Genomic DNA, 18,542 nt, shown 5'->3' on the forward strand with positions numbered 1-18,542 from the left:
TAAACAAATCCCTCTCCTGGATTGGAGAGGGATTGTCGATGTTTTGATGCCTGATATGAATTTTGAAGCGGTCTTATAGATTGGCGTTGCTTAGACGACGCTTTCCCCGGTTTCTCCGGTGCGTATCCGGAAGGCTGCTTCAACCGGCATTACAAAAATCTTGCCGTCGCCGATCCTACCCGTTTTCGCCGCCTTCATGATGGAATCGACGGCGATATCGCAATCGTCGTCATGGCATACAATTTCGATTTTTAGTTTCGGCAGGAAATCGACCCGGTATTCACCAACCCGCCACTGCAGCGAGATGCCTTTTTGTTGACCGCGACCGGACACCTCGGTGACCGTCATGCCGTGAATGCCGTGCTCCTCAAGCGCTTTTTTTACCGCGTCCAGCCGCTCTTCGCGGATAACCGCTTCGATCTTTTTCATCTACCTGATGCCTCCGAAAGCGCGTTCACCGTGCTGGGACAGGTCAAGACCGACCACTTCTTCCATTTCTTTTACTCTCAATCCGAATGTTGTGTCGATGACTTTGGCGATGATCCAGGTACCGCCGAAAGCGAATCCTCCGACGCTCAGTATCCCAAGCAGCTGCTTCCCGAGAAGCGTCAATCCGCCGCCGAAAAGCAGACCATTTGCCCCGACTGGGTTCACCGCAATCGAGGCAAATATACCAACAGCCAGTACTCCGATAATTCCTCCAACACCATGAACGGCCATAACATCCAGAGAATCATCGATCCCCATTTTCATCTTGGCGATCATGGCGTAGTAGCAAATGACCGCGGCTACGATACCGACCAGGACGCCGTAAATCGGGGGAATGAAGCCGGCTCCCGGGGTCACCGCGGCAAGGCCCGCCACCGCGCCAGTGGCGATTCCGAGCAGTGTCGGCCGCCGCTGGTTCCAGGCCAGCAGCATCCAGGTCGTAGCCGCGGCCGCGCCAGCGGAATTGGTAGCGACCAGGGCGGAAGCCGCCAGCGAGTTGGAACCGAGCGCCGACCCGGCGTTAAAGCCGAACCAGCCGAACCACAGTAACCCTGCTCCGAGCATGACCAGCGGTATCGATGAAGGCTCCATCGGTTCATGCCGGAAACCCTTGCGGGCCCCCAGAACGATCACCAGAGCCAAGGCCGAAAGACCGGCGTTTACGTGAACAACTATGCCCCCGGCAAAATCAAGCACTCCGAGTTTCGCCAGCCAGCCACCGGCACCCCATACCCAGTGGGCTACCGGGGCGTAGATCAAAGTCAGCCAGGCGACGGCAAAGATCATTAGAGCCGAGAATTTAATTCGCTCAACAACCGCCCCGGTGATAAGCGCCACGGTGATAATGGCAAACATCCCCTGGAACATCATGAACGCCAGATGCGGAACCGTCGTGGCGTAGGTAGAAGAAGGTTCTCCTCCGACATTGTTTAGAAATACGTATTTGAGACTCCCGATAAATCCGCCAGAATCCGGTCCGAAAGAAAGGGAATAGGCGTAAAATACCCAGAGAAGTCCTACGACGCCGAGCATCGCGAAGTTCATCATCAGGGTCGAAATAACGCTCTTTTTCCGTACCATGCCGCCGTAGAAAAGCGCTACTCCCGGCGTCATCAGCATAACCAGGGCAGTTGAGATCAGGATCCAGGCCGTGTCGCCGGCATTGACCATGGAATGGACACCTCCCCGAAACAATTCCGGGGAAATTCTAGCTTAGATGTGTTTCCAAAAGATTACGTGTTTAACCAATCAAAAACGGCGAAGGGTTCGGTACTTATCGAAACCCTTCGCCGTTGAAAAACCCGAACTACGTTTGTCGCCTAAACAACCGCCTCGCCGGTCTCAGCTGTTCTGATCCGGTAGGCAGCCTCCACCGGCAGGACGAATATCTTGCCGTCGCCGATCCTGCCCGTTTTAGCAGATTTCATGATAGCGTCTACCGCGGCGTTGCAATCGTCGTCATGGCAGATTATCTCGATTTTGAGCTTGGGAAGAAAGTCGACCCGGTATTCCCCGACCCGCCACTGGAGCGGTATTCCCTTCTGCTGACCCCGCCCCGACACTTCCGTCACCGTCATGCCGATAAGTCCGATCTCCTCCAGGGCTTTCTTGACCGCGTCAAGACGTTCCTCGCGGATGATAGCTTCTATCTTTTTCATTTATTTGATCCCCCCGTAAGCCCGTTCGCCGTGTTGAGATAGATCGAGACCGACCACTTCTTCAACCTCGGTCACCCGAAGTCCCATGGTCTTATCGATGATTTTGCCAATCACCAGGGTGCCGATGAGGGCGAAGCCACCGGTGGCCAGGACGCCCAAAGCCTGTTTTCCGAGTTGCATGGCATTTCCGTGGAACAATCCGTCAAAACCGGCGGCGTTAACCGCTACCGTCGCGAAAAGTCCGGTGGCCAGAGCCCCTACTATACCTCCCACGCCGTGGCAGGCAAATACGTCCAGCGAATCGTCGAAGTTACGCTTGCTGCGCCAGTTCATGGCGAAGTAGGAAGCGCAGGCGGCGATGGCGCCGATGGCGATGGCAGCAAGTGGAGTAACATAGCCTGCAGCCGGGGTGATCGCTACCAAACCGACTACGGCACCCGTCGCGGCACCGAGCAGGGTCGGCCGCCGCTGTCGCCAGGAAAGCAGAATCCAGGTGAGGGCCGCCATTGCGGCTGCGGTGTTGGTGGTAACAAAGGCTTCCGCAGCCAATCCGTTAGAACCTAAAGCGCTGCCGGCATTGAAACCGAACCAGCCGAACCACAGTAGCGACGCGCCGATTAGCACCATGGGTATGTTGTTGGGTTCCATGGTTTCCTTTTTGAAACCTTTTCTAGCGCCCAATAACAGGACAAGAGCTAACGCTGAGACGCCCGCGTTGATATGGACCACCGTTCCGCCGGCAAAATCCAGAACGCCAAGTTGAGCCAGCCAACCGCCGCCCCACACCCAGTGCGAGATCGGTCCGTATATGAGTGCCAACCAGGCAACCGCGAAGACCATGAGCGCCGAGAACTTGATACGCTCCACCACCGCCCCGGTGATCAGGGCTACCGTGATGATGGCGAACATGCCCTGGAACATCATGAAAATGAGGTGCGGAACTGTGGTTGCGTATACGTCCGAAGGCGCTTCGCCGACATTGTTCATCCCGAAGAAATGGAAGTTGCCGATAAATCCGCCGATATCGGGCCCGAATCCTAAAGTATAACCGAAGACTATCCACAGCACGCCCACCAGCGCAAGGATCGAGAAGCTCATCATTAGCGTCGAGATAAGATTCTTGCGCCTGACCATGCCACCGTAGAATAAGGCTAACCCCGGTGTCATCAGCATCACCAACGCTGTCGAGACCAGGAGCCACGCGGTATCGCCCGTGTCCAAGGTAGAGTTCCCCCTTTCGTTTTCCTGATACCAGTCTAACAGCCGGACGTTACCCGCTGATTTCACCGGTATTACGAAGGGGTTAAGATTGTGTTTCCAATTTGTTTCGGGTGATGTTGCGCGATGCCACGGTTGAGATGTTTCAACCGTGTTTCACGTGTGAAGTGTTCCGGGGAAATATGAAAAGTCGGTGATAGGAACCTGGAGACTAAAATTTGTAATTTGAAATCTGGGTATAAGCTCGCGTGGGGGGTTAGATAACCCTCTTGAACCGGTAACCGATGTTCCTGACGGTTTCCACATAGATCTGTCCGGACTCCTCGATCTTGGAACGCAACCGTCTGACATGGACATCTACCGTCCTGTCGCCGCCAAAGTACTCGTAGCCCCAGACCTTGTTCAGCAGCACCTCACGGGAAAAAACCCGGCCGCGATTAGAAGCCAGGAATTTCAGTAGCTCATATTCACGGAAGGTCAGTTCCACCGGAGAACCACCCAAAGACACCTCGCACCTGGCTGTATCGATAATAAGGTCACCGGCGGTAATGATATCGGAAGGTGGAGTTGCCTTAGCCCGCGCCGCCAGGCGGCGGATCCGGGTCAGGAGTTCATCGACGTCAAAAGGCTTGAGCACAAAATCGGTGATGTCATCCCGGGTAGCCAGTTCCTGCATCCGCGGACGGAATGCCACCGCGATTATCATCGGCCCTTTGCCGTCGCTGGATGTATCCAGAGTCGGTATCTCGCCGTCGGGACCGACGTCAAGGACGACCAACCGGGGTGCCTGCTGCGCCGCGATTTTCTCGGGCTCATTCCCCGGCGGAGTAAGGGTACAAACGTAGCCCTCCCGGGAGAGACGGTTTTTGAGCTCACGGGTCTTGTCGTTTTCTTCGGCTAGTATCAGTATGTTAAACAAATCATTGAACGGGTACCAAAAGAATCCGGTGCTGGGCTCATTCTACCACTAATATGAGTAGAGTCTGCCGTATGGACGCAGGTACTTGGGATAAAGCTTCTTAAACGGCTTCCGCAGGATAGCCTCCGCGTCGCAGTCGAAATGAGCGCAGTATTCGTTCACCAGGTCGCCCAGTATTTTCCGGTCTTTATCGTCCAATTCGGCGACGCCAACCTCTTTGCCCAGCTGATGAGGTTCGAACGCCCCGGAAATATATATGACGCCGCCGTGAATGCCGGTGCCGATGAAGTTCGCTTTGTGTGTCTCGCCCTCTTTAAGACCTAGACCGAGAACTACCAGCACCCCTCCGGCCATATATTCGCCCATGAAGTCCTGGCCAGTGCCGCCGACGACCATCATCGGCTTCTTATCCTGGTACTCCTTCATGTGGATGCCGGCGCGGTAACCGACATAGTCCCGGACGAAGATTTTACCGCCGCGCGCGGCCATGCCGCAGATGTCTCCGGCATGCCCATGGATAATGACTTCACCGGCGTTGAGGGTGTTGGCCATGCAGTCCTGGGCGTTGCCGAATACCTCGATCCGCGACCCATTCATGAAGGCGCCCAGGTCGTTGCCCGGCGTGCCGTAAATCTTGATATCGACGGGGCGGGAAAGGTCGGTGGCGATATAGCGCTGACCGCAGACGTTGGTAAGTTCGATGTGTTCAACACCTTCGTCCACCAGTTGGCGCAATTTGGCGTTGAGATCCCGGTAATATATTCCGGCGGTGTCGATTTTGACCATTTTGGGGGTCGCCACGTTTTCGGTCATTTTATTCACCTGCCATCCTTACGCCCAGAATCTCGAGTTCCTTTTCGTTCAGGTCTACGCCACGAAGGTGCAATCTGTTGCCACGCAAACTTTCGAGAGCATTGACGCCCATGCCTCCAAGCATGTCATCGATCTCGAGCTTCCAACCGCGCAGCATGTTGACCAGCCTCCTGGCCCCGATCTCCGGATTGATGCGCTTGGTGAGCTTGAGATCGGAGGTGCAGATGCCCCAGGCGCATTTGCCGGTATAGCACTGCTGGCAGACCCGGCACCCCAGGGCGACCAGGGCGGCGGTACCTATATTGACCGCGTCGGCGCCCAGAGCGATGGCTTTGGCCACGTCGCCGGAATTGCGTATGCCGCCGGAAATTACCAGGGAAGCCTGGTTGCGGATGCCTTCCGCTCTCAATCGGGTATCGACTGATGCCAGGGCTAGTTCGATCGGGATGCCGACGTTATCACGGATGGCTTTAGGTGCCGCCCCGGTTGCGCCCCGTATGCCGTCGAGGACGATGATATCAGCTCCAGCCCGTACCATTCCGGAGGCGATGGCCGCCGAGTTATGCACCGCGGCGATCTTGACCGAGATGGGCTTGGTGTAATTGGTCGCCTCTTTCAGGGCGTAAATCAGTTGGGACAGGTCTTCGATGGAGTAGATATCGTGGTGCGGGCACGGGGACAGGGCGTCGGTGCCCTGCGGAATCATGCGTGTGAGCGACACCTCTGCTGAAACCTTTTCACCCGGCAGGTGACCGCCGATACCCGGTTTGGCGCCCTGGCCGATCTTGATCTCAACGATCCGGCCGGCTTTGAGATAATCTGAATAAACGCCGAAGCGGCCGCTGGCCACCTGGACGATAGTGTTGTTGCCGTATTTGACCAGCGACTGGTGCAGGCCGCCTTCACCGGTGTTCCACATCGTCCCGGCTTGAACCGCCGCCTGTGCCAGGGAGTGCTGCACGTTGAGAGACACGGCGCCGTAGCTCATGGCGGAGAACATCACCGGGATATCCAGCTTGACCTGCGGCGCCAGCTTCGTTTTTAAAGCTCCGGTCGCCGGGTCGATCTCGATCTTGTCGGGTTTGCTGCCCAGGTAAGTCGTCATCTCCATCGGCTCGCGGAGGGAGTCGATGGACGGGTTGGTAACCTGGGAGGCGTTCAAGACCAGGTGGTCCCAGTAGATGCGCTGCGGCTTGTCCTTGCCCATGCCGGTAAGGATCATGCCGCCCTGTTCCGCCTGCTTCTGGATGTCTTCGATGTACTCCGGCATCCAGCTGTAGTTATCGCGGTATTCCAGCGGGCTGCGGCGGACGTTCAACGCGCCGGTGGGGCAGAACAGAACACAGCGGTGACAGCCGATGCATTTGCCGGCTCGAGTCTTAACATCGTCTTCTTCAGCATCGAAATAATGGCTGTCGAAGGTGCACTGGTTGACACACACCTGGCATTTGATGCACTTGCTGGCGTCTCGTTCGACGATGAACTTAGCGGGTACTAGAGTTCTCATATTGGCTCCTTAGCGCCTGATGGCTACGCCCTTGCGGGCCAGAAATTCTTTGACTTGTGATATCGAGTACGTCCCGTAGTGAAAAATGCTGGCAGCCAGGACGGCGTCGGCTTTACCGACGGTGAGCGCGTCATACAGGTGATCCGGAGTCCCGGCGCCTCCTGAGGCGATGAGCGGGATCGACACTGATTCCGATATCGCCCGGTTCAAATCGTTGTCATAACCCTTCTGATGTCCGTCGCTGTCGATACTGGTGACCAGGAGTTCGCCGGCGCCCATTTCCGCCGCTTTCTTGGCCCATTCGACGGCGTCAAGGTTAGAGGCCTGGGTGGCGGAGTGGGTGCGGACAACCCATTTGCCTTCGCCGCTTCGTTTGGCATCAATGGCGACGACGATGCACTGGCTGCCGAATTTGATAGCTCCCTCCGTGATGAGTTCCGGCCGCGCTACCGCCGCGGTATTGATCGCCACCTTGTCAGCTCCCGAAAGCAGCATTTCCCGCATGTCGGCGATGGTGCGGATGCCGCCGCCGACAGTCAGGGGCATGAAAACATATTTTGAAAGTTCGGCGATGATGGAGGCCATTGTCTTGCGGCTTTCGACGGTGGCGGTGATGTCCAGAAATGCCAGTTCGTCAGCCCCCTGCTCGTAATAGAATTTTGCCAGCGCCACCGGATCCCCCGCGTCGCGAAGGTTAAGGAAACTCTGTCCCTTGACCACCCGGCCGCCGGTGACATCCAGGCAGGGGATGATTCGCCGCGTAAGCAATTTAGACCGCTCCCCCGGCTACGGCAACCCTGTCGGCGCCAATGGGATGCTTGAGCGAACCGATAACCGGCTCGCCGCCCATGGGTATCCAGGCTTTATCTAGCTCGGGACAGACCAGTCGGATGGCCGCCTCTTCGGATGACAGGTACAGCATGCTGCCTTTCTCGCCGACGGTCAGCGGTCTGAGACGGATTCGGTCGGTCAAGCCGATCATTTCGCCCTCGTGGGCAAGGATGACGGTGAACGGGCCGTTCATCAGCAGGCTGGCATATACCTGCCGCAGAGCTTTCAACAACTCCCGTTCTTTAGCCGGGCGGCGCTCGATCTCCTCCCATAGCGGCGGGGCAAAAATCTCGGCGACGACCTCGATGGGCAGGTTGTGCTTGCGTACCAGAAGGTCGACGGCATAGGCCAAAACCTCGGTATCGGTTTGAAGCGTGCAGTGATACCCGAACTGTTCCAGGTAGCGCTTGTTGATGCCGTATGAGGAGATTTCGCCGTTGTGCACCACCGTCCAGTCCAGGATATTGAACGGGTGCGCTCCTCCCCACCAGCCCTTGGTATTCGTCGGGAAACGGCCGTGGGCGGTCCACAGGTAACCGTTGTAGCTTTCGAGGCAGAAGTACTCAGAAATTTCTTCGGGGTAACCGACACCTTTGAAGGCCGCCATGTTCTTGCCGGAGGAAAACACGTAGGCGTCGTCGATGCCCGTATTAATGTCCATGACTCTGGCAACAACATAATCGTCAGGAGAAAGTTTCCCTTCGCGCTGGCATTTGTCGGCATCCAGAAAGTAGCGCCACACCATCGGCGGGTTTTTGATAGCCGCTACCGGTCGGGTCGGCACTTCTTCGGAGTGGTGCACGTTAAAATGCTCATTCAGAAATCCCTCGGTGCAGGTCTTGCCTTCCTTGCTGTCGTACATGATGTGGAAGGCGTAGTAGTCGGGGTACTGCGGATACAGACCGTACACGGCAAAACCGCCACCCAGCCCGTTGCCCCTGTCGTGCATGTTGGCGATGGCTCGCGTCACGTCCCGCCCGGAAAAGCATTTGCCGGAGGTATCCATCATGCCGAACAGGCAGCAGGCATCGATGACCTTGCCGTCGCCGTATACATTGCTGATCCTGGTTAAATCTTTCATCTTGATTTCTCCGATGTTTAGCCGTTAGCGTTGTTTGGGTATTGCTTCTTGTATCTTGGTTATTTGTTCAGGCTTCGCCGATCTTGACCCGGCCCGCCGTCGCTCCGGTCAGGCGCTCTTCGATCACTTCCTTCGGTAATTGCGCCAGTCCGAAATCGTCGGACAATAGTTTTTTCTTGAATGCCGTCACCGGTATGCGGTCGCGCATCAGGCCGAAATACACACCAGCCTTGTCGATATCGCCCAGGAAGATCATGCCTACCAGTTTGTCCTCGGAGTTGATCACCAGCTTGCGGTAGCTGCCGGGACCTTCGCTCTTCAATACTTCATACCCCTCCGGCGATGGCGGCGATGCCATACCGGCGGTTGCCATTTCCAATCCAAAATAGTTCAGCGAGTTCATCGCCGTGCCGCCGCGGTAACGGGTTGGCGAACCAGCCATGTTGTAGCCGGCCACCCGGCCCCCAATGTAGGCGTTAGGCCAGACCGGCGACAACCGTCCGGAACCGTAAACGTAATCATATGCTTCGGAAGCGTCACCGCAGGCGTACACGTCCTGGACGCTGGTCATCATGTGGTTGTCGACGACGATGCCGCGGTTGACCGTGATGCCCGCAGCCTGCGCGAGTTCTATCCGCGGGAAAACGCCGACGGCAACTACCACCATGTCGCACACCATCTCGTGACCGTCGTCATAGACGACGCCGGTGACCTTGTCTTCGCCAAGGATCCGCGCCACGGTGCGGCCGGTCATCATGTTGACGCCGTACTTTTTGATCGCCATCTCCGCTATGCGTCCCGCCGGCTCGTCGAGGATGGTGTTCAAAGGATAGCTTTTCATCTCGACCACCGTGCACTTGATGCCACGTTTGACCAAAGCCTCGGTTGCCGAGATGCCGATAAGGCCGCCGCCGATGACCACCGCGCGGCGCACGTTCGGCAGGTATTCTTCAACTTTCTTGGCATCGGACAAGGTGATGAAATTGAAAATGCCGGCTTTACCCATGCCTTCCATTTTAGGTACGATCGGTTTGCCGCCGGTGGCGATAAGCAGTTTCTGGTACTCGATTTCGGTGCCGTCATCCAGGGTTACCGTTTTCGCCGCGGTGTCCATCTTATAAGCCTTGTGGCCCATGACGACATCGATATTATTGTTTTCGTAAAATTTTTCGGATCGTATGCGCATCGTTTCGGGTGTATATTCACCGGCAACATACTTCGAAATCAGGGGCCGGGAATAGGCCTCGAAAGGCTCTTCACCGACGATGGTGATGATCCCCAGCTTGTCGATTTCCCGGATAGCCTCCGCGGCTCCGATACCCCCGGCTGAATTGCCGATGATCAGGTACTTCGTTTTCATCAGTTTCCCCTAATCGCTGATTTCAAAAAATTGTCGTACATTTTGAGCCCCGCCGCGCCGCTCTTCTCGGGATGGAACTGGGTGGCTACCAGGTTGCCCCGGGCGATGGCGCTGGTGAAGTTTAGGCCGTAATCGGTCGTGCCGATGACCTCCGTCCCCAGGTCGGGTTCGACGTAGTAGCTGTGGACGAAGTAGAAAAACGAATCATCGTCGATGCCGTTGAATAAAGTATGCGCTCTTGTGTTTTTGACGTTGTTCCATCCGATATGCGGCACCTTGACGCCGGCGGGCAGCTTGCGGACCTTGCCCGGCAGCAGCCCCAGGCACTGGCAACCGCCGCCTTCTTCGGTTTCTTCAAAGAGCACCTGGAGCCCCACGCAAACGGCAAAAAAAGGCGTTTCCCTGGCAATGACTTCTTTCAGGGCATCATCGAGACCGTGCGCCTTGAGCGAACTGACTGTATCGGCGGCGGCGCCGACTCCCGGTAGAAAAACGGCATCAGCCTTGACGATATCATCCGGGGAGCTTGTGATTTTGGCGTCATAACCGAGCAGCGCGATCGCATTTGCCACCGAGCGCAAATTCCCGGCTCCGTAATCTATGATGGCGATCATGCGGTTACTTCTTTTGAGCGACAGTCTCGGTCTCGATCAGGATGATAGCTTCATTAGGGCAATTCGCCACGCAGGCCGGTGTTTCCAGGCCGGGGCAAAAATCGCATTTTCTGACTATTTTGGTTGTTTTATCTTTCACCAAAGCGCTGTTGGGGCACGACACGACGCAGGTCCAGCAGCCAATGCACTTCTCAGGATCTGAGGTCACCACTCCGGTGACCGGGTCCTTGCTCATGGCCCCGGTGAGGCAGGAATAAACGCACCACGGTTCATCGCAGTGACGGCAGGGAACGGAAAAGCTCGTCTCATTCTGCCGCTCGACCTTAAGCCGCGGGATGGGCTTGGCGGATTCCTTGTGGAAGGCTTTGAGGATGTCCTTCGAGTTGGAATGTTGGGTTGCGCAGTACACGCGGCACAACCCGCATCCGATGCAGACTTCTTTCTTGATCTGGATCTTTTTCATACCCCACCTGCGGCGCCGAAAATACGGCAGTCATTTACCAACGGGTAAGCAAAGATGATACCAGACCTATTATAGCCTGTCAAAGGTTTTGTTTCAAACTTGTTTCTCGTTTGAAACGCTTCGATCGATTGGAATAAACCGATCGCGGATCAATTGTACGGCAATTACCGTAAGCGTTTTGCCGTATTTCAATGTGTCACAGGTACCTGAAGTCCCAAATATTATGTTAATTTGCCGTTTATCCATTGAGGCCGTCGAGGAGCACCTTCAGACCTATGACGATAAGCACCAGCCCCCCGATAAGTTCGGCCCGCTTCCCGACGATATCGCCCACCCGCCTCCCCAGCCAGACGCCGATAAGGGTAACGGTGAATGCGGTAATCCCGACAAGCAGGCTTGCCGGCAAAATGGAAACATCGATCAGCGCAAAAGTCAGCCCGGCCGCCAGGGAATCGATGCTGGTCGCGATCGAAAGCCCGACCAGTGTTCTTCCTTTGCTGATGTCGACAACTTCGCACTCTTCTTCTTTTTCGAAGGATTCTTTGATCATGTGACCGCCGATGAGTGCCAGCAGTCCGAAGGCGATCCAGTGGTCGAAACTCTGGATGATGTTCGTGAGCGTGCTGCCGGCAACAAAGCCGGCCAGGATCATCCCGAATTGGAACAAACCGAAAAAGGCCGCCACCTTGAGTGCTTTAGCCTGGTTCAGGGCTCTTCCCATGCTGATGCTGCCGCAGATCGATACCGCCAGGCAGTCGGCGGAAAGGCTCAAGGCAACCAGCAATACGGCAATAAAATCCATAGGTCAGCAAGTGTAACAGACAAGCCCGGGCGCCTCAAATAATTTCGGCCTTTACCTTGTGGGTTTCAGCCATTTCGTTCGTCCAATCCTTGAAGTATAAAGTCCGGGGTGGTATCATCCTTGCATCTGTCGGAGGAGGCCTCCGGTTTCCGGAGGTGACAGGCTTTTTAAGCCAAGGAGTGACCGGCAAACAGGAACGCCTCGCGAACTTTACCGTGGTCCGCAGCCCCGGATATTTTCCCCCGAACTGCCCCATGCGCGCTAGCCGCAGACGCCGTAGCAACCTATCCTGCTATTAAAGAAGACCCAACGTCTTCTCTTCCCCCGCTGCCGACCGTTGAATGATCGCCAGTTTAATCGTTTTCTTTCTAACCATTGCCGGAATCATCTGGCGCCCCTGGCGCCTGTCCGAAGCCCTGATCGCCTCACTCGGCGCCGCCGCCATGGTAGCGGCAGGCCGTCTTTCGGCCGGCGACGCTTTGAACGCCCTAGAAAACAATCTGAACGTGCTCGGCTTTTTCCTGGGGCTGATGATCGTCGCGGCTATCGCAGAATCTGCCGGATTGTTCGAAACGGTTACCGAAAAAGCTGTGGTGCTGTCGCGCGGCAGCGGCAGGCGGCTCCTCCTGATAGTCTTCGGCATCGGCGTGGTCGTCACCGCTTTGTTATCCAACGATGCCACGGCTTTAATGCTGACCCCGGTCGTGTTTCTTCTGGTCAGGCATCTCGAGGTTGATCCCATACCCTATGTCTTCGCCTGCGCCTTCATCGCCAACGCCGCGTCTTTCCTGTTGCCGGTTGCCAATCCGGTAAACCTCGTAGCTGTCGACGCCTTTGATCTTCGCCTCGGCGATTACCTGGCTCACCTGTTGCTGCCGAGCATGGTTGTCATCGCGGTGACCGTCGGCCTGTTCCTGTATATCTTCCGGAGAGAAATTCAGTCAGTCTTCTCTCTCGGGGATTTCTCGATGAAGGTAAGTTCCCGAAAGCTGGACCGCCCCGTTGTCGCGGTCTTGATCTTGATCGCCCTTGGTTACGTCGTATTTTCCCTTAATGGCTGGCCTCTCTCGGTGCCGGTGCTCATTGGAGCCTTGACTCTACTCGGCGTTTTTGCAGGGCGAAAAATAAGATTGTCCGAGATTTCCCGCTCGATAAGCTGGTCCATTCTCCTGTTCGTCGCTGGCTTGGCCGTCCTGGTCCGGGGGTTGGAAGCAAGCGGAGTCACTCAAAGCCTCGGTGAATCTTTCGCTCGCCTCCTTGGCCACGGGGAACTGCCTGGCGCCCTGGCAACCTCTTTCGGCACCGCGGCTGGCTCCAATCTGATGAACAACTGGCCGATGATGATGGTCTCCGTGACCACCCTTTCAGGTGCCCCGGACGCCGTCGCCGCCAATCCGGGTTTACCCTACCAGGCTATCCTTGGCGCCGCCCTGGGACCTAATATCGCCGTCATGGGATCGTTGTCTTCAATGCTGTGGCTGCTCATCCTCCGCCGGCGGGGGCTCAACGTCACCGCCGGTTCATTCCTGAAACTGGGACTACTGGTGACTCCGGCCGCCCTCCTGTGCGGCAGTTTAGTCCTGTATCTCTTGAGTTGATATGAAAAGTTTCACCACCAATCCGACGGTAAATAAAAGCCTGAGGCTTTCGGTCTTCGATGGCGCCGCGTTCAACGCCATGATGGGTCTGACCCAGGACTTCATGTCCCCGTTCGCCCTTGCCCTCAAGGCTTCCACCGCCCAGATAGGTTTGCTTGCCAGCCTGCCCAATCTTGCTCTGGCTTTGTCGCAACTGGGTTCCCCCTGGATTTCCGAAAGGCTGCGGAGTCGAAAAAGTCTCCTGGTGCCCATGGTTATCACCCAGGCTGTCCTCTGGCTGCCGATATTTATCATGCCCCAGCTTTTCCACAACATGGCGGTATGGTGGCTCATCGCGCTGTTCACTGCCGGCAGCGTTTTCGGCGCCCTGGGGAACCCCGCCTGGGGCAGTATGATGGCCGATCTTGTTCCCGCCGGTATGCGGGGCCGCTATTTCGGCTTCCGTAACCGGATCGGCGGCGCTACCCTGCTGGCCTGCTTTTTCCTCGGCGGGCTGGTACTGCAGGCGTCATCGAACCAGATTATGCTGGGTTTCGGCCTGTTGTTTGGCGCGGCGGTTATCTTCCGCCTGGCCTCCGCTTACTTCCTTTCCAAAATGTACGAACCGCCGATGCGTCGGTGCAATGATCCGTGGCATCCCTTTCATGAATTGAAGACCCTGCCCGCCACCCCGGTAGGCCGTCTCAGCCTGTTCGTTGGGGCAATGATGCTGGCCACCTATGTCGCCTCGCCGTTCTTTGCGGTTTACATGCTGAACGATCTGGGCTTCGGGTATGGGGCTTTTGTTGTCGTCACCGCGTCGGCCAGCGTCGCCAATTTCCTGTTCATGGGGTTCTGGGGAAGGCGCGCCGATAGATCCGGCCATCTTCAGATCGTCCGGGTGACGGCGCTCATGATCCCGCTGGTGCCGGTGTTGTGGCTTGCCGGCCATAACATCATTTATCTTATCGTCATCCAGGTGTTTTCCGGGTTTGCCTGGAGCGGTTTCAATTTGTCCGGTACCAATCTCCTCTATGAGGCTGCCGCGCCGGAACGGCGCACCCGGGCGATCGCTGTCTTCAATGCCCTCTCAGGTACGGCTATGTGTATCGGAGCGGCCGTCGGGGGACTGATCGCCACCAGACTTCCGGAAATATCCGGGCAATCGCTCCTGACCCTGTTTTTGATCTCCGGGATTTTGCGCGGCGCGGTTACGGTGTTCATACTCCCGAGCCTCGGCAGGTCAAAACGGGTTGACCGGATGCCCATTCTCTCCCAGGCTCCTTCTTCTTTGGCGCTCCGGGTTCTCAGGGCTTTCCAGCGTTTCATCGACTAGCGTAGCGGGGGTTCTCGTCAGCATTAAAAATATTTTTTATTCATAGCTAAACCAAAGCTAGAACGTTCTTGACGTCAGGTACAGGTTTGCTACAATGAATACAATTCAAATTTCTAGGAGCATCAAGTGAAAGAAGAGACCCTGATTACCGAAGACCCGGCTGATCCTCCCTCGTGTTCGCACGAAGCTGACGAACCTCCCCTTACTTCGTCACAAAGTTTCCGCCTCAAGTTCTACCCCGATGTCAGCGACGCCCAGTGGAATGACTGGCACTGGCATTTCAAGAACCGAATCACCTCCATCGAAGACCTCATCCGTTTTATTCCCATGTCCGTAAAGGAAAAAACCCGTCTCAAACTGGTAACGGCCCGCTTTCCTTTAGCTATTACCCCTTATTATCTTTCCTTGATGGACCTTTCAGATCCCAATGACCCCGTCCGTCTCCAGGCAGTCCCCTCGACGTTGGAAACCGCCGCCGGCACCGGCAACGAGGATCCCCTGGCGGAAGAGCGGGATTCGGTCGTCCCCGGCCTGGTCCACCGCTACCCCGACCGCGTGCTGATGGTCCTGACCGACATTTGCGCCATGCTCTGCCGCCATTGCACCCGCAAGCGTGAATGGCAGCACGGCGGCTGGATCCACACCCCGGAACAGGTCGAGCGCATGCTGGATTACATCCGCAAGAATCCCCAGATCCGGGATGTCATCATCTCCGGCGGCGATCCGTTGACCCTCTCCACCCATCAATTGGAGAAAGTCCTCATCGCCCTGCGCCAGATCAAGCACGTCGAGATCATCCGCATCGGCACCCGTTTCCCGGTGGTCCTGCCGCAACGGATCGACGAAGAACTCTGCGCCATGCTTTCGAAATACGGCCCTATCTGGCTGAATACCCATTTCAACCATGTGAATGAAATCACCCCGGAAGCCGCTGCCGCCTGCGACCGCTTGCTGCGGGCTGGCGTCCAGGTCAACAACCAGAGCGTGCTGCTCCGAAGTATCAACGATACCGTGGAATCTCAGCTCAAGCTTTGCCACGGACTCCTGAAGGCCAAGGTCCGCCCGTACTATCTCTTCCAGTGCGACCAGGTACAGGGTACCGAACACCTGTGGACGCCCGTCGAAGTCGGTTTGCGAATCATTGAAGGTATGCGCGGCCATACATCCGGCCTTGCCATCCCGAACTATGTCATAGACCTTCCCGACGGCCGGGGCAAGATTCCGATGACTCCGAATTACGTCCTTACCCGTACCGACAGCGAACTCGTGGTCAGAAACTACGAGGGGCACATCAGCCATTTCGCCAATCCCAAGCCGGCCCCGGCGCCGCGTAAACCAAGGCCGGTCTCACCACCCGTACCCCAACTTTCGCTTGATTGGACTGTAACTGAGGTAAAGAATGAAAATAGGGCTGGCGTACGACCTTAAACAATCCATCACCGCTACGCCCGCTGCCCCAGTTGATGCTTTAGAAGAATACGATTCAGCCGAAACGGTGAATCTTCTCGCCGCCGCCATCGAGCAAGCCGGCCACCAGCCGGTCAAACTCGGCGGCGGTCGCGAATTTTTAGACAACGTTTTGGGCAACCCGGTTGATTTCGTCTTCAACATCTCCGAGGGCCGCGGCGCCTACCGTTCACGGGAAGCCCAGGTGCCGTCGGTACTGGAAATGCTGGGCATACCCTATTCGGGGGCGGATCCGCAGACCCTGGCTATTGCCCTGGACAAGCCGCTGACCAAGCAAATCGTCCAGTTGGCCGGGGTGAAGACCCCGCAATGGCGCTTCTTCGCTAAACCTGAAGAGGCTAGACATGCAGACTGGGATGACTTCCGGTTTCCCGCCTTCGTGAAGCCGGCTTTCGAAGGTTCCAGCAAGGGCATCCGCCTGACGTCGACCGCCGGTAGTCCTGCGGAGGTAATTGATCACGTCGAAAAGCTTTTCGAAGGTTACGGGCAGGCTGTGATAGCTGAAGAGTTTATCGATGGCGATGAAGTCACCTGCGGTGTCATCGGCAATATCTCCCCGGGCAAGCCCCAACCCCTGGTGCTGCCTATGCGCATCGTGCCCCGGCAGAAAAATGGCCCGTTTATCTATTCCCTCGAGGTCAAGCGGGACTACAAAAAGCTGGTCGACTACGAGTTTCCGGCACAGCTTCCGCCGGCTGTCATTGATCGCATCAAATCGCAGGCGCTCACCGTTTTCGGCACCCTTGGTTGCCGGGATTTCACCCGCATGGATTTCCGCATCGCCGCGGACGGCACGCCGCATTTTCTGGAGGTCAACCCGTTGCCCGGTTTATCGCTGGACAGCGATCTGTTCATCATTGCCACCGGAATGGGATGGAGCCATGCCAGGTTGATTGTGACCATCCTGGAAAACGCCATTTCCCGATACCCTTAGTTATGCAAATAGCCCTCATATATAATGCTCCGATCCCTTCTCTCTACGACGCCCGCGGCGAATCGAAAGCCGAGTCGGGCGTCCTGGAGGCGGTCAGAGCGGTCCGCCGCTCAATCCGGGCGCTTGGCCATAATCTGATCGAATTCCCCCTGTTGCCGCCGTTGGAGAGCGTCAGAAAGACACTGGCAACGGTCAAGGCGGACTGCGTTTTCAATCTCTTCGAAGGTTTCGCCGGTCTGCCGAGGACCGAGGCCGAGGTCGCCGGATGCCTTGAGGACTTGGGGCTCCCGTTCACCGGCTCGCCGTCATCGGCGCTTTTATTGGCTCTTGATAAAGCGGCCGCGGCCAGCCGGTTGCGCCACCGCGGTATCCGAACCGCCGCTCAGCAGCTGCTCGAAACCGGATATTTGTCGAACTTTCACTTGAAATTTCCGTGCATCGTGAAACCACAGGCGGATGACGCCTCCCACGGTCTATCGGAAAACAGCGTAGTATTTGATACCGGTGCCCTCTTCCGGGAAGTGCAGGCCTCCGTCGAACGGTACGACAGCGCCCCGGCCCTGGTCGAGGAATTCCTGCCCGGGCGTGAATTCAATGTCACCGTGTTCGGTAACGACGTTCCCGAGGTCTTGCCGCTTTCGGAGATTATCTACACCCTTCCTCCCGGCCTGCCCAAGATTCTGACTTTTGCAGCTAAATGGGAACCCGAGAGTTCCTATTTTCAAAATACCAATGTTAAGTGCCCGGCTGACATTACCCCTGAACTTGCCTCCGATCTTAGATCGACCGCTTTGGCGGCTTTTAATGCCATCGGCTGCCGAGGCTATGCAAGAGTCGATATGAGGCTTGATTCCGAGGGACAACCGGTGGTGATGGAAGTCAACGCCAATCCAGACCTCTCCCCCGATGCCGGCACCGTCCGTCAGGCCAAAAAAGCCGGGTTGTCTTATAAGGGCATGGTGAAACGGATTATCGAATTTGCCCTGGAGAAAACATGATAACCTACCGTGAACTTACTGCTGCCGACCGCCCCGCCATTACCGCTTTCCTCAAGCGGATACCGGAATTCGCTCCGGATGAACTGCCGGTAGCCGAGGAAGTACTAGACGATTCTTTGGATGAATCGCATGAATCAGGGTACTACACCATTGTCGGCCTCGAGGACGGCCGGCCCGTAGGCTATGTCACCTATGGCAATACGCCGCTGTCCAAAGGCAACTGGGAGATCTACTGGGCGGCTGTGGCCCCCTCTGAACAGGGCAAAGGCATTGGGCAAGAGCTTATGCACCGGGCTGAAGAAGCGATCAAGAGCCTGGGCGGCTGGCAGATAACCCTGGAAACTTCCTCAACGCCGCTCTACGATAAAACACGCCGGTTTCACATGAAGTGCGGTTTCAAGGAGATCGTGCGGATTCCGGATTTCTATGACCGCGGCGATGATCTGGTGATTTTCTTTAAAAAACTGGATTAAGC

Annotated in this window: 19 protein-coding genes; 6 read left to right on the top strand and 13 right to left on the bottom strand. The window is 56.5% G+C overall.

Features of this window, described 5'->3' with window-relative positions; translation table 11 throughout:
• Positions 1-90: 90 nt before the first annotated feature.
• From Dform_RS05240 to Dform_RS05300, 13 genes are all read right to left on the bottom strand, one after another.
• On the bottom strand, positions 91-429 hold the full coding sequence (locus tag Dform_RS05240; RefSeq protein WP_076004074.1) for a P-II family nitrogen regulator: 339 nt from the start codon (positions 427-429) through the stop codon (positions 91-93).
• Positions 430-1,659 (bottom strand): ammonium transporter, encoded by a 1,230-nt coding sequence (locus Dform_RS05245; RefSeq protein ID WP_076004075.1) that lies wholly within the window; start codon positions 1,657-1,659, stop codon positions 430-432.
• Positions 1,660-1,808: 149 nt separating this feature from the next.
• Entirely contained in the window at positions 1,809-2,147 is a 339-nt protein-coding gene (locus tag Dform_RS05250; RefSeq protein ID WP_076004076.1) for a P-II family nitrogen regulator, read from the bottom strand.
• On the bottom strand, positions 2,148-3,368 hold the full coding sequence (locus tag Dform_RS05255) for an ammonium transporter (protein WP_076005076.1): 1,221 nt from the start codon (positions 3,366-3,368) through the stop codon (positions 2,148-2,150).
• 253 nt (positions 3,369-3,621) lie between these two features.
• The gene (locus Dform_RS11710; RefSeq protein ID WP_076004077.1) at positions 3,622-4,284 is read right to left on the bottom strand and encodes a response regulator transcription factor; all 663 of its coding nucleotides are present in this window, start codon (positions 4,282-4,284) and stop codon (positions 3,622-3,624) included.
• A gap of 48 nt (positions 4,285-4,332) precedes the next feature.
• Positions 4,333-5,097: a GltB/FmdC/FwdC-like GXGXG domain-containing protein gene (locus tag Dform_RS05265; protein WP_076004078.1), complete on the bottom strand. Its 765-nt coding sequence runs from the start codon at positions 5,095-5,097 to the stop codon at positions 4,333-4,335.
• Position 5,098: 1 nt separating this feature from the next.
• On the bottom strand, positions 5,099-6,604 hold the full coding sequence (locus tag Dform_RS05270; protein WP_076004079.1) for a glutamate synthase-related protein: 1,506 nt from the start codon (positions 6,602-6,604) through the stop codon (positions 5,099-5,101).
• A 9-nt stretch (positions 6,605-6,613) separates the two neighbouring features.
• Entirely contained in the window at positions 6,614-7,372 is a 759-nt protein-coding gene (hisF, locus tag Dform_RS05275) for an imidazole glycerol phosphate synthase subunit HisF (protein ID WP_076004080.1), read from the bottom strand.
• Between the two features lies 1 nt (position 7,373).
• Positions 7,374-8,516 (bottom strand): class II glutamine amidotransferase, encoded by a 1,143-nt coding sequence (locus tag Dform_RS05280; protein ID WP_076004081.1) that lies wholly within the window; start codon positions 8,514-8,516, stop codon positions 7,374-7,376.
• Positions 8,517-8,583: 67 nt separating this feature from the next.
• The gene (locus Dform_RS05285) at positions 8,584-9,876 is read right to left on the bottom strand and encodes an NAD(P)/FAD-dependent oxidoreductase (RefSeq protein WP_076004082.1); all 1,293 of its coding nucleotides are present in this window, start codon (positions 9,874-9,876) and stop codon (positions 8,584-8,586) included.
• On the bottom strand, positions 9,876-10,490 hold the full coding sequence (gene hisH / locus Dform_RS05290; RefSeq protein ID WP_076004083.1) for an imidazole glycerol phosphate synthase subunit HisH: 615 nt from the start codon (positions 10,488-10,490) through the stop codon (positions 9,876-9,878). Before hisH ends, Dform_RS05285 begins: the two co-directional genes overlap by 1 nt.
• Positions 10,491-10,494: 4 nt before the next feature.
• Positions 10,495-10,953, bottom strand: a complete 459-nt coding sequence (locus Dform_RS05295) for a 4Fe-4S dicluster domain-containing protein (protein WP_076004084.1) — start codon at positions 10,951-10,953, stop codon at positions 10,495-10,497.
• A 238-nt stretch (positions 10,954-11,191) separates the two neighbouring features.
• Positions 11,192-11,755 carry a manganese efflux pump MntP gene (locus Dform_RS05300; protein ID WP_076004085.1) on the bottom strand — a complete coding sequence of 188 codons (564 nt, stop codon included), beginning with the start codon at positions 11,753-11,755 and terminating at the stop codon, positions 11,192-11,194.
• Between the two features lie 341 nt (positions 11,756-12,096).
• On the opposite strand from Dform_RS05300, the gene Dform_RS05310 reads away from it, so the two are divergent.
• The 6 genes from Dform_RS05310 to Dform_RS05335 all read left to right on the top strand — a co-directional run bounded on the left by Dform_RS05310 (position 12,097) and on the right by Dform_RS05335 (position 18,540).
• Entirely contained in the window at positions 12,097-13,353 is a 1,257-nt protein-coding gene (locus Dform_RS05310; protein ID WP_076004087.1) for an ArsB/NhaD family transporter, read from the top strand.
• Between the two features lies 1 nt (position 13,354).
• Positions 13,355-14,668: an MFS transporter gene (locus Dform_RS05315; protein ID WP_076004088.1), complete on the top strand. Its 1,314-nt coding sequence runs from the start codon at positions 13,355-13,357 to the stop codon at positions 14,666-14,668.
• Between the two features lie 126 nt (positions 14,669-14,794).
• Positions 14,795-16,096, top strand: a complete 1,302-nt coding sequence (locus Dform_RS05320; protein WP_076004089.1) for a KamA family radical SAM protein — start codon at positions 14,795-14,797, stop codon at positions 16,094-16,096.
• Positions 16,068-17,069 (top strand): D-alanine--D-alanine ligase family protein, encoded by a 1,002-nt coding sequence (locus Dform_RS05325; protein ID WP_076004090.1) that lies wholly within the window; start codon positions 16,068-16,070, stop codon positions 17,067-17,069. Before Dform_RS05320 ends, Dform_RS05325 begins: the two co-directional genes overlap by 29 nt.
• Positions 17,070-17,071: 2 nt before the next feature.
• Positions 17,072-18,067, top strand: a complete 996-nt coding sequence (locus tag Dform_RS05330; RefSeq protein ID WP_076004091.1) for a D-alanine--D-alanine ligase family protein — start codon at positions 17,072-17,074, stop codon at positions 18,065-18,067.
• Positions 18,064-18,540 (top strand): GNAT family N-acetyltransferase, encoded by a 477-nt coding sequence (locus tag Dform_RS05335; RefSeq protein WP_076004092.1) that lies wholly within the window; start codon positions 18,064-18,066, stop codon positions 18,538-18,540. The genes Dform_RS05330 and Dform_RS05335 overlap by 4 nt, the downstream gene beginning before the upstream one ends.
• The last annotated feature ends 2 nt before the right edge of the window (positions 18,541-18,542 follow it).

The sequence above is a fragment of the Dehalogenimonas formicexedens genome (assembly GCF_001953175.1).
GTDB classification, from domain to species: Bacteria; Chloroflexota; Dehalococcoidia; order Dehalococcoidales; family Dehalococcoidaceae; genus Dehalogenimonas; species Dehalogenimonas formicexedens.